10 protein-coding genes are annotated in these 11,866 nt (G+C 34.3%); all 10 read left to right on the top strand.

The features are described 5' to 3' along the window. Positions 1–78: 78 nt before the first annotated feature. Entirely contained in the window at positions 79–1,485 is a 1,407-nt protein-coding gene (locus tag J2Z42_RS00895) for a sugar porter family MFS transporter (protein ID WP_209700474.1), read from the top strand. A gap of 53 nt (positions 1,486–1,538) precedes the next feature. Continuing rightward, positions 1,539–3,476 carry a 3D-(3,5/4)-trihydroxycyclohexane-1,2-dione acylhydrolase (decyclizing) gene (gene iolD, locus J2Z42_RS00900; protein WP_209700475.1) on the top strand — a complete coding sequence of 646 codons (1,938 nt, stop codon included), beginning with the start codon at positions 1,539–1,541 and terminating at the stop codon, positions 3,474–3,476. Between the two features lie 30 nt (positions 3,477–3,506). Further along, complete coding sequence (gene iolE, locus J2Z42_RS00905; protein WP_209700476.1) at positions 3,507–4,409, top strand: myo-inosose-2 dehydratase; 903 nt, start codon at positions 3,507–3,509, stop codon at positions 4,407–4,409. 53 nt (positions 4,410–4,462) lie between these two features. Next, positions 4,463–5,482 (top strand): Gfo/Idh/MocA family oxidoreductase, encoded by a 1,020-nt coding sequence (locus J2Z42_RS00910; RefSeq protein WP_209700477.1) that lies wholly within the window; start codon positions 4,463–4,465, stop codon positions 5,480–5,482. A 95-nt stretch (positions 5,483–5,577) separates the two neighbouring features. Continuing rightward, on the top strand, positions 5,578–6,582 hold the full coding sequence (locus J2Z42_RS00915) for a Gfo/Idh/MocA family protein (protein WP_209700478.1): 1,005 nt from the start codon (positions 5,578–5,580) through the stop codon (positions 6,580–6,582). Between the two features lie 11 nt (positions 6,583–6,593). Further along, a complete protein-coding gene (locus J2Z42_RS00920; RefSeq protein ID WP_209700479.1) occupies positions 6,594–7,709 on the top strand; it encodes a 4-hydroxybutyrate dehydrogenase in 1,116 nt (371 codons plus the stop codon). Positions 7,710–7,720: 11 nt separating this feature from the next. Further along, positions 7,721–8,734, top strand: coding sequence for an inositol 2-dehydrogenase (gene iolG, locus J2Z42_RS00925; RefSeq protein WP_209700480.1), 1,014 nt, complete (start codon positions 7,721–7,723; stop codon positions 8,732–8,734). Between the two features lie 88 nt (positions 8,735–8,822). After that, on the top strand, positions 8,823–9,650 hold the full coding sequence (locus J2Z42_RS00930) for a sugar phosphate isomerase/epimerase family protein (RefSeq protein WP_209700481.1): 828 nt from the start codon (positions 8,823–8,825) through the stop codon (positions 9,648–9,650). 48 nt (positions 9,651–9,698) lie between these two features. Further along, complete coding sequence (locus J2Z42_RS00935) at positions 9,699–10,865, top strand: MFS transporter (RefSeq protein ID WP_209700482.1); 1,167 nt, start codon at positions 9,699–9,701, stop codon at positions 10,863–10,865. A gap of 45 nt (positions 10,866–10,910) precedes the next feature. Continuing rightward, a complete protein-coding gene (gene pfkA, locus J2Z42_RS00940) occupies positions 10,911–11,861 on the top strand; it encodes a 6-phosphofructokinase (RefSeq protein ID WP_209700483.1) in 951 nt (316 codons plus the stop codon). Positions 11,862–11,866: the final 5 nt, after the last annotated feature.

The raw sequence follows: 11,866 nt of genomic DNA on the forward strand, positions 1-11,866 counted from the left end.
ATTTGATACCAGTAGATAATTGTTGCTTAAAACCTGAAATTTTACAGGTTAATTATTAATAAATGGGGGAATTAATTAATGGAACAAAGTGTTGATAGGGAGAAGAAAAAGTTTCTAAAAAAAATATCTATTCTGGCGACGTTTGGTTCACTTCTATTTGGCTATGACAGCGGAGTAATCAATGGGTCACTTACCTTTATGAGCAGGAAGGATCAATTGAATTTAACACCTTTAAGTGAAGGTCTTGTTACTAGTTCGTTATTGCTTGGTGCAGCTTTTGGTGCAGTATTATGGGGGCGTTTTGCTGATAAATATGGAAGAAAAAAGATACTTAAAATACTTGCAGCAATTTTCTTCTTTTCTACGATAGGATGTTCAGTTTCGCCTAATTCAACAGTTATAATTATATGCAGATTTATAGTAGGACTTGGGGTAGGAGGAGTATCTGTTGTTGTTCCGACACTACTTGCTGAAATGGCACCAACCAAAATAAGGGGCAGTCTCGTTTCTCAAGATCAATTGATGATTGTTACAGGTCAATTGTTGGCTTATGTATTCAATAGTATTTTAGGAAATATTTCTTCAAATCCTGGAATTTGGCGTTATATGATAGCACTTGCCAGTATTCCTGCAGTTGTACTGTGGATAGGAATGTTTGTAGTTCCTGAAACACCTAGATGGTTGGCCGCTAATGGAAAAGTAGCACAGGCATTGGAAGTTTTGAGGCAGACACGTGATGATGCAGAGGCTGAGGCAGACCTTAAAGCAATAGAAAAAAATATTGAAGATGAAAAGCATCTTGATAAAGCTACCTTCAAGGATTTAGGAACTCCATGGATTCGCCACCTTGTATTTGTTGGAATTATATTATCTGTTATACAGCAGATAGCAGGTATCAACGTAATAATGTATTATGGAACAACTGTACTTGAGCATTCAGGTTTTGGAGTTAAGACAGCATTAATTGCGAATGTGGCAAATGGATGTATGTCTGTAATTGCATCCTGGTTTTATATGCACTATCTGGCTAATAGATGTAGGAGAAGACCTTTACTGATATTTGGATATGTAGGAAGTACTGTAACGTTGCTTGTAATGGGTATAGTTTCACGTGTTTTAGTTGGTTCAGCTATACTTCCATATGTAGTTGTTGTTCTGACAATGATTTATCTTGCAATATTCCAGTCAACTCTAGGACCGCTCACATGGCTACTGTTGTCCGAGATCTTCCCACTTAGAGTAAGAGGAATGGGATATGGTATAGCAACATTTTTCAACTGGATTTCTGATTTTGGAGTTGGACTAGGATTTCCTCTAGCTATAGCATCAATTGGTTTATCTAATACATTCTTCGTATTTGTTGGATTTGGAATTATATGTATAGTATGTTCCTCAGCATTTGTACCTGAGACTTTTGGAAAATCTCTTGAGCAGCTTGAAGAACAATTTAGAAATCGTGAAAATAGTAAAGTAACTATTGATTAGACTATATTAAATTTAATATAAATAAAACTAAAATAAAAAAGGGAGGTATTACTTTGAGTAAAATAAAAATGACAGTAGGACAGGCAATAGTCAAATTTCTGAATAATCAATATGTGGAATTTGACGGTATTGAAAATCAATTTGTAGATGGATTTTTTACAATATTCGGACATGGAATGGTAGTAGGACTTGGACAGGCACTTGCAGAAAATCCAGGACATCTTAAAGTTTATCAGGGACGTAACGAACAGGGAATGGCACATGCAGCCACAAGTTATGCAAAGCAAAATAACAGACGTCGTATAATTGCTTGTACATCTTCAATTGGACCGGGAGCTGCAAATATGATTACTGCAGCACTTACAGCATCCATAAATAATATTCCTCTGCTGCTTTTCCCATCGGATTCTTTTGCAACAAGGCAGCCGGATCCAGTTCTTCAGCAAATAGAACAGTCATATAATCTTAATATTACAACAAATGACTGTTATAAACCTGTGGTTCGCTATTGGGATAGAATTTCACGTCCTGAACATGTTATGACTGCTCTTATAAATGCAATGCGTGTATTGACAGATGTAAGTAATACAGGGGCTGTATGCATTGCACTTCCACAAGATGTACAAGGTGAAAGTTTTGAATTCCCTGATTATTTCTTTAAAAAGAGAGTACACCATATTGCCAGACGACTTGCAGATTCAAAGGAAATTGAAAATGCAGTGGAGTTAATTTCCAGAAGCAAATATCCTCTATTTGTTGGAGGCGGCGGTGTAAGGTACTCTGAAGCAGGTGAAGTACTTCAAGATATATGCGGCAAATTTGAAATACCATATGCCGAAACACAGGCAGGCAAAAGTTCAACTCCATCTTCAAATCCTATGAATCTTGGCGGAGTTGGTATAACGGGAACTCTATCTGCAAATACCGCAGCTGAAAAAGCGGATGTTGTTGTTGGCATAGGTACTAGATTCAATGATTTTGTAACCTGTTCCAAGGAAGTTTTCCGAAATCCGGATGTTAAATTCGTCACTATAAATACATCTGAATTTGATGCTGGTAAAATGGATGCTGAAAGGGTTGTAGGGGACGCAAAATTGAACTTGCAGGCTATATCAGAAAAATTGGAACAAAAAAATTACAAAACATCTTATGGAAAAGGTGAAATAGCTGGAATCAAGGAAGAATGGGAAAAGGAAAGAAAATCGGTTTGTGATGCTGTTTATACTAGTGAAAACTTTACCCCATGTGTTCCAAGCTGGACACCAAAGATTATAAATGATTATATCAGAGATATAGGCGGTACTATAACGGAATCAAATGGAGTAAGTATTGTACGTGAAGTCATAGATGACGATGCAATTGTTGTAGCTTCAGCTGGATCGCTTCCGGCAGATTTAGAACGTCTTTGGACTACAGATGTTAAAGACAGCTATAATATGGAATATGGTGCATCCTGCATGGGTTATGAAATTGCTGGTGCACTTGGATCAAAGCTTGCAGAGCCTTCTAGAGAAGTTTATGCACTTGTTGGTGACGGATCATTTTTAATGCTCAATTCTGAAATTGCTACAGCAGTTCAGGAAAATGCGAAGATTACTGTTGTAGTATTTGATAATGCAGCATTTGGATGCATCAATAATCTTCAGATGGGAAATGGTATAGAAAGTTTGTGTACAGAGTTCCGTTATCGTGATGATAAGACTGGAAAAACAGACGGTAAATATATATATACGGATTTTGCAAAAATAGGTGAAGGTTATGGAATGAAGAGTTATACTGCAAAGACACCTAAAGAATTGAGAGATGCTTTAGAGGATGCAAAAAAACAGACTGAATCCTGCATTATAGATGCAAAAGTACTGCCTAAGACTATGGCAGAAGGTTATAAGTCTTGGTGGCATATAGGGGTTGCATCTGTCAGCAAGTCTAAAAAAACACAGGAATCCTACAAGGGCATTTGTGAAAAACTTAAAAAGGCAAGAATGTATTAATATAATTCAATAAATTGGGAGGAAAATCTTATGTTGAAAAGAGAAAACATTAAATTAGGAATTGCACCTATAGCATGGACAGAGGATGATATGCCTGAATGGGGTAAGGAAAATTCTTTCCTTCAAACCATTAGTGAAATAGCATTGACCGGGTATGAAGGAACTGAAATAGGGTGCCAGTTTCCAAGAAATCCCGACATTTTAAATAAGGAGTTTGCCCGCAGGGGAATTTCAGCTATTACTGCATGGTATAGTTCTTATCTTACTGAAAAACCTTATGAAGTCAGCGAAAAAGGATTTATTGACCATATGAACTTTTTAAAGTCAATTGGAGCAAAACATGTTGTAGTTTCAGATCAAAGTCATAGTATACAGCATTGCAGCAATATTTCAATTAGTGATAAGTATATTATTACATCTGAATCTGAATGGAACAAGCTGGCTGAAGGGCTTAATAGACTTGGAAAAATAGCATCGGATAATGGTATGACACTTATTTATCATCATCATATGACTACCGTTGTTCAGACAACTGCAGAAATTGACAAACTTATGCAGCTGACGGATCCAAAATATGTAAGCTTGTTATATGATACAGGACACCTTTATTTTTCAGGAGAGGATCCAGTTGAAATATTGGAAAAACATTTTGACAGGATTAAACATATTCATTTGAAGAATGTACGTCCTGATATTATGAAGAGATGCAGGGAAAAGAAATTAAGTTTCTTACGCTCTGTACTTGAAGGAGTTTTTACTGTTCCTGGTGATGAGGAAGGATGTATAGATTATCCTAAAATTTTCAAAATATTGGAGGAAAGAAATTATAAAGGATGGCTGGTTGTTGAAGCAGAACAGAATCCATATATCTACAATCCACTTGACTATGCAAAAATGGCAAGGGCATATATAAAGGAACAGACAGGAATATAATTAAAATTAACTTAATATTAAAAATATTTAAATAAAAGTTGGAGGGATATAAAATGAAAAAGATTAAAATTGGTTCTGCAGGATTAGGAAGACTTGGATATGAACATGCTTGCAATCTTGCAAGTAGTGTACCTGGAGCTGAATTAACTGCTCTTTGTGATGTAGATAAGAAGAGACTTAAAGAAGTAGGAGAAGAGCTAAACGTTCCATATACTTATACAGATTTCAAGGAGATGTGCAATAATCCAGAATTAGATGCAATTGCCATAGTTACTCCATCTGCACTTCATACAGAACAGATTGCAATTGCATTAAATGCGGGCAAACATGTATTTTGCGAGAAACCACTTGACACAAATGTAGAGCATTGTAAAGAAGTTGAGAAGGTAGTGGAAGCTCATAAAGATAAAATATTTATGCTTGGTTTTATGCGCCGTTATGATAAATCCTATCGTAAAGCAAAAGAAAAAATAGAAAATGGCGATATTGGAAAAGTAATTCTAGTACGTTCATATACACAAGATCCTATAACTACAATAGAAGGCACATTGAAATTTGCACCTCACAGCGGAGGTCAATTCCTAGATATGTGTGTACATGATATAGATTTATGCCGTTGGTTTACTGGAAGTGAACCTAAAAATATGTGGGGAATTGGTGGATGTTTTGAATTCAAACAATACCGTCAATGGAATGATGGAGATAATGTAAGTTGCCTAATTCAATTTGAAGATGAAACTATGGCATTTCTATTTGCAGGTAGGGCTGCTGCACATGGGTGCAATGTAGAAACTGAAATTATTGGTACCCGTGGTACACTTCGTATCGGCTCTGTTGGAACAGACAGTTTGCTTGAAGTATTAAGTGAGCATGGGGTATGTCGTGAATGTTACCCTGATTTTCTTGCTCGCTGGCATGAAGCCTATATAGCTGAAATGGTTGAATTTATTAAATGTGTTCAAGAAAACCATCAGCCTAATGTAACAGTATATGATGGTACAGCTGTATCAAAAATTGCAAATAGATGCAAGGAATCATTTGAGAAAGGTGAAATGCTTCCATACAATGGATAATAATTCATAGATAAAATACAAAAAACAGTAGATTGCAGTTTGCTGTAAGCTGCAATTTACTAAAATATAAATAATTTGTACGGGAGGATTTTAATATGGATTTAAAAATTGGAGTTATAGGAACAGGTGGAATTGGACGAGATCATATAAGACGTTTAACTGATGTAGTTACTGGTGCTAAAGTAGTTGCAGTCTCAGATATAAATGTGGATACAGCTAAAAAAGTTGCCCAAAAATATGGAGCAAAATTTTACGAATCTGGTGAAGATGTTATTCACAGTAATGAAGTTGATGCCGTTGTAATTACTTCTTGGGATCCAACCCATGCGGGATATGTGCTTGAATGCATTAAGACAGGAAAATATGTATTTTGTGAAAAACCACTTGCAACTACAGCAAAAGAATGTGAAGATATCATTAAAGCCGAGACTAAATTTGGGAAACGTCTAGTACAGGTTGGATTTATGAGGCGTTTTGACAGAGGATATCGTGCTTTGAAAAATATAATAGAAAGTGGAAAAATTGGCAACCCTCTAATGATTCATGCATGTCATAGAAACCTTACTCATATTCCAAGTCATACAACAGATATGACTATTACAAATTCAGGTATTCATGAGATAGATATATCACACTGGCTGCTTGGTGAAGATTATGAAAGTGGACAGGTACTTACAGTAAAACAAAATAGAGATTCATCAGATAAACTTTTAGATCCACAAATTATGCTGCTTAAGACAAAAAGTGGCGTTAGAATAGATGTAGAAGTTAATATGTCATCTGGATATGGATACGACATACAGTGTGAAGTAGTAGGTGAAAAAGGTACAATAAGACTTCCTGATCCAAATACGGTTCTTGTACGTTACAATTGTCAGCGTTCTTATGAGATATATGAAGATTGGTCACAACGTTTTATAGAGGCCTATGATACAGAATTCCAGGAATGGGTAAATTCAGTTAAAAATGATAAACTGGCAGGACCAAGCTCATGGGATGGATATATTGCCTGTGTAACTGCTGATGCACTTATTAAATCGCGTAATCAAGGAAAAGCTGAGACTATTAATGTAGGAGAACAGCCTAAATTTTATAAATAGGGGGGATTTATATGAAGCTGCTGAAGATAGTTCCTGAGATCTACAAATTTGATAATACAAAGGAATTTGTAGATTTTTTTAATATAGGAAAAGGTGACCTTATATTGACTAACAAATTTTTATATGAGCCCTTTCTGAAAAAATATGAGAAGGGAGCATATGTTGTATTTCAGGAGGAGTATGGTGCGGGAGAACCGTCGGATGAGATGATAAACAGCATAATCAAGGATATAGGAAATGCAAAATATAAAAGGGTAGTTGCACTTGGAGGAGGTACTGTCATAGATATAGCAAAGCTGCTGAGACTCAAGTACACAAAGGATTCATTGGATTTGTTTGATGGAAAAGTTCCTCTGATAAAAAATAAAAAATTAATTATAGTTCCTACAACTTGTGGAACTGGATCAGAAGTTACTAATGTGTCTGTTGCCGAGCTCAAATCAAAACATACAAAGAAAGGAATTGCGGGGGATCAGCTATATGCAGATTATGCAGTACTGATACCTGAAGTTGTAAAAGGCTTGCCTTATAAGTTTTTTGTAACAAGTTCCGTAGATGCTCTTATTCATGCATCTGAGTCATATTTGTCTCCAAAAGCAACACCTTATACTGAGATGTTCAGTATAAAAGCTATAAAATTGATATTGAATGGATATGTTGATATATTAAAAAATGGTCAAGATTATAGAACTGAGATAATTGATGATTTTGTTCTTGGAAGTAACTATGCTGGTATCGCATTTGGAAATGCCGGATGTGCAGCTGTTCATGCACTTTCCTATCCAATAGGAGGAAATTATCATGTCCCTCATGGAGAAGCTAACTATCTTTTCTTTACGGAAATATTCAAAACTTATGTTAAGAAGAATCCACAAGGTAAGATAAAAAATTTAAATAATCTGCTATCTGGTATACTGCATTGTGATCAAAACAGTGTATATGAGAATCTTACAAAAGTTCTAGACAAACTGCTGCCAAGGAAACCTCTTAGAGAATATGGAATGAAAGAAGAAGAAATCCAGATATTTACTGATGAAGTCATAAAAGGGCAGCAGAGGCTTCTTGTAAATAGTTATGAACCTTTTTCGAGACAGGATATAATAAATACTTATAAAAAATTGTATTGAGGTGATATAAAATGTTAAAAGTTGGGATTGTTGGTGTAGGCAGAATAGGCAGAGTACATGGCGAAAGTATATCAAAATATGTAAACAAAGCAGAAATTAAAGCAATAGCTGATCCATTCTTAAATGAAGATCAAAAAAAATGGGCTAAAGAAAAAGGAATACCATATGTATATACTGACTACAAAAAAATATTAGAAGATTCAGAAATTGATGCTGTTTTAATATGTTCTTCAACAGATACTCATTCAAAAATTTCAATAGAAGCTATAAAAGCTCATAAGCATGTATTTTGTGAAAAGCCAATAGATCATGATATTTCTAAAATAAAGGAAGTTATAGAAACACTTAAGGAGAATCCTGGAGTTAAATATCAAGTTGGATTTAACAGACGATATGATCACAATTTTAAAGCAGTTAAACAAGCAGTATTGGATGGAAAAGTAGGCAAGCCTCAGATACTTAAAATAACTTCAAGAGATCCTGAACCACCATCAATTGATTATGTTAAAGTATCCGGTGGAATATTCCTTGATATGACAATACATGATTTTGATATGGTTAGATATCTTATGGACAGTGAAGTTGTTGAAGTTTATGCTGCAGGAAATGTTTTAGTTGACAAAGCAATAGGAGAAGCTGGAGATATTGATACAGCTATTATAACTATGAAATTTGAAAATGGTGCTATGGGAGTTATAGATAACTCAAGAAAATCAGTTTATGGATATGATCAGAGAGCAGAAGTTTTTGGAACAAAAGGACAAGTTGTTATATCAAATGATTCAGTATCATCAGCAGTTATATCAACAGAAAATGGTGTTACAGGTGAAAAACCAATGTTTTTCTTCCTTGAGAGATATATGCAGGCTTATGCAGAAGAAATAACAGAATTTGTTGATGCAATTGTAAATAATAAAGAAACTCCAGTAAATGCAGATGATGGATTAAAGGCAGTAATTATAGGACTTGCAGCTAAAAAATCCTTGAAGGAGAACAGACCTGTTAAGATATCTGAAATTTTATAAAAGTAGTAGGTATTATATAATCAATATAACCTTTGTTTATTTTAAAATAAATAAAGGTTATATTATCTTAAAAGGAGTTGAAGGTTAAATGAAATTGGGATTTAATGAAGCAACATGTATGAAAAAATCTGATGTTGAAACAGACTTGAAATTTTGTGAAAAGTATGGTTATGATTATATTGAACTTCGTCTTGATATGCTTAAAACATATCTTAAGCACAATACCATTGATGACTTAAAAAATTTTTTCAAAACAAGTCATTTAAAACCATTTGCATTAAATTCTATTGAAAATATTAATTTTTGCAGTAAAAAGCAGTGGAATGAACTTATTGATTTATTTGTTTTTGGATGTAAAGTTGCTAGTCAGATTGGAAACCCTTACATGGTTGTAGTACCTACTGTAGGTAAGAATGTATCTGATAAGAACGAGCAGGAAGTTTTTATTGATTCCATAAATGTACTTAATAAACTTGCGGATATTGCCAAGCCATATGGATTAAAATTAGCATTTGAACCAATTGGAAACAGACGCTGGGTTTGTAACAGCATCCGTCAGGCATATGAGATTATAAGTACAATAAATAGAGGTGATGTTGGATTAGTAATAGATTGTATCAATTTCTATTTGAATGATAAATGTGCAGACATTGAGTATCTTAGAAAAATTCCTCTAGATAAAATTTTTGTTTTTCACATTAATGACTGTGAAAATCTGCCTCTTGGGATTTTAGACCACTGTCACAGAAATTTTCCGGGTGATGGCTGTATTCCTATAAAGGAAATTACAGATATATTGAAAGAGAAAGGATATGATAAAACTGCTTCTCTGGAATTATTTCGTCCTGAATATTGGAATATGGAACCTGAAGATGTAATACGCATTGGTGCAGAAAAAACCAGAGTATATCTATAAAATATAGTGGAATTTATAAAATTGTATTTTGGAAGAAGGATATTAATAATGATCAAGCAATTGAATGTAAAAATACAAAAAAATATTTTATTAATTGTAGTAGTAATGTTCTGGTTTTCGCAGTATGTGTACATGCCATATCAGACGCCATATTTGATTTCCATAGGTGTAACTACCAGCTTTGTTGGGGTAGTTGTTGGAGCTTATGGGTTGTCACAGATGCTGCTTCGTATGCCTGTAGGCATAATGGCAGATTTGAGAGGACGCCATAAATTGTTTATCATAATAGGTGTTAGTTCAAGCGGTCTTGCCTCCCTTTTTAGAATATTTATTCCAAATGGAACTGGATTTTTGCTTGGAAGTTTGTTTTCAGGATTAGCATCAGCTATGTGGATTTCGTTTATGGTTCTGTATTCAAATTATTTTAAAAAAGATGAAATGCAAAAATCTATGGGTACTATTATTGCTGCTAATAATATGGGTATTCTTATAGGTTTTGTTTTGGGATCTTTGTTCTATGATAAATTTGGAATAAACTTCTTATGTGTTTTAAGTCTTGTGACTGCACTGCCATCAACAATTTTGGCATTTTTTATAAAAGATCCTCCCGCTGATTTTGAACCATTACCTGTGAGGCAGCTTATTACCGTATATAAAGATAAAAGAGTTATAGGTTTCTCCTTACTTGCACTGATACAGCAGGGAATACTTATGTCTACGGCAATGTCCTTTACCAATCAAGTGGCTGAAAAGCTTGGAGCTTCTGGATTTCAAATTGGCATAAGTTCAATAGTATATATATCGGCGGCGGTAATCAGTTCCTATTTCTCAGCTTCTAAAATGGCTGTAAAGCAAGGAGCAAAGTTATGGATACCACTTGTACTTGCATGTATTTTTATATATTGCATTGTTGTTCCAAATGTAGATGCTATTGTGTATATATATTTGGCTCAAATTTTAATTGCTATGTCAACAGGAATTCTTTTTTCTTTTTGTACCAGTGAAGCAATGAAAAATGTGGAAAAGAGTAAAAAATCTACAGCCATGGGTTATTTTCAGGCAATTTATGCAGTTGGCATGACTGTAATCCCAATTTTTACAGGAATGATTGCTGGCAGCTATAATATTGGTGCAGCTTATTATTTTATGGCAGCCATATCTGCTGTCGGATTTCTGTGTTCAGTTTATTTTTATAAATTCAAAATTAGAATATGAAAAGTATTCAATAAAAAATAATAAATTATTGGGTGGGTGAAATAGATGAAAATAGCAATTTTAACCAGTGGTGGAGATGCTCCAGGAATGAATGCTGCCATAAGATCAGTAGTAAAATGTGCAATTTACAATGGCATGGAAGTTTTTGGGGTAAAACATGGATATAAAGGTTTAATAGAACAGGAATTATTTAAATTGAATAGCTTGGATGTAGAAAATATAGCAGAAATGGGAGGCACTATTTTAAAAACTGCCAGATGTATTGAGTTTACTAACGAGGAAGGGCGTAAAAAAGCTTTATCTACATTAGAAAAATTCGGTATAGATGGTGTGATTGTAATTGGAGGAGACGGATCATTTAAAGGTGCGAAAAAATTGTGTGATTTAGGAATCAGTACTGTTGGATTACCAGGAACTATAGATAATGATCTGAACTATACGGATTATTGTATAGGATTTGATACGACTTTGAACACAGTCCTTGGATGTATTAAAAATATAAAAGATACTGATAGTTCCCATGAGAAAACTACTATTGTTGAAGTTATGGGAAGGTATTGTGGTGATTTGGCACTGTATTCGGCTCTGGCTGGAGGAGGAGAAATAATATCAACACCTGAAAATAAATTGAGCTTTGATGACATATGTGAAAAATTAGGTAAAAGCATTCAAAACGGCAAGAAAGACAACATCATAATAGTGACTGAGAGAATGTATGACATTGATGATCTCCAAAAATATATTGAGTGTAAACTTCACATTAATATAAGGAGTACAGTGCTGGGATTCATACAAAGAGGAGGAAATCCATCTGCTTTTGATAGAGTACTGGCCTTTAAAATGGGTGTGAAAGCTGTGAAACTATTAATGAATGGATTCTCAAACAAAGCCGTTGGAATTAGAAATAACAAAATTATATATGTAAATTTTGATGAAGTAAACAGTGAAAACAACAACAGACAAAAAGACTATGACTTATTGAATATGTTTTTTTAAGGAGT

Origin of the sequence: Clostridium algifaecis, from assembly GCF_017874415.1 — a bacterium.
Lineage (GTDB): Bacteria > Bacillota > Clostridia > Clostridiales > Clostridiaceae > Clostridium_B > Clostridium_B algifaecis.

Coding starts and splice junctions, on each gene's coding strand:
- J2Z42_RS00915 (WP_209700478.1), top strand. CDS start 5,578: ATGGATTTAAAAATTGGAGTTATAGGAACAGGTGGAATTGGACGAGAT.
- pfkA (WP_209700483.1), top strand. CDS start 10,911: ATGAAAATAGCAATTTTAACCAGTGGTGGAGATGCTCCAGGAATGAAT.
- iolE (WP_209700476.1), top strand. CDS start 3,507: ATGTTGAAAAGAGAAAACATTAAATTAGGAATTGCACCTATAGCATGG.
- J2Z42_RS00910 (WP_209700477.1), top strand. CDS start 4,463: ATGAAAAAGATTAAAATTGGTTCTGCAGGATTAGGAAGACTTGGATAT.
- J2Z42_RS00920 (WP_209700479.1), top strand. CDS start 6,594: ATGAAGCTGCTGAAGATAGTTCCTGAGATCTACAAATTTGATAATACA.
- J2Z42_RS00935 (WP_209700482.1), top strand. CDS start 9,699: ATGATCAAGCAATTGAATGTAAAAATACAAAAAAATATTTTATTAATT.
- iolG (WP_209700480.1), top strand. CDS start 7,721: ATGTTAAAAGTTGGGATTGTTGGTGTAGGCAGAATAGGCAGAGTACAT.
- J2Z42_RS00930 (WP_209700481.1), top strand. CDS start 8,823: ATGAAATTGGGATTTAATGAAGCAACATGTATGAAAAAATCTGATGTT.
- J2Z42_RS00895 (WP_209700474.1), top strand. CDS start 79: ATGGAACAAAGTGTTGATAGGGAGAAGAAAAAGTTTCTAAAAAAAATA.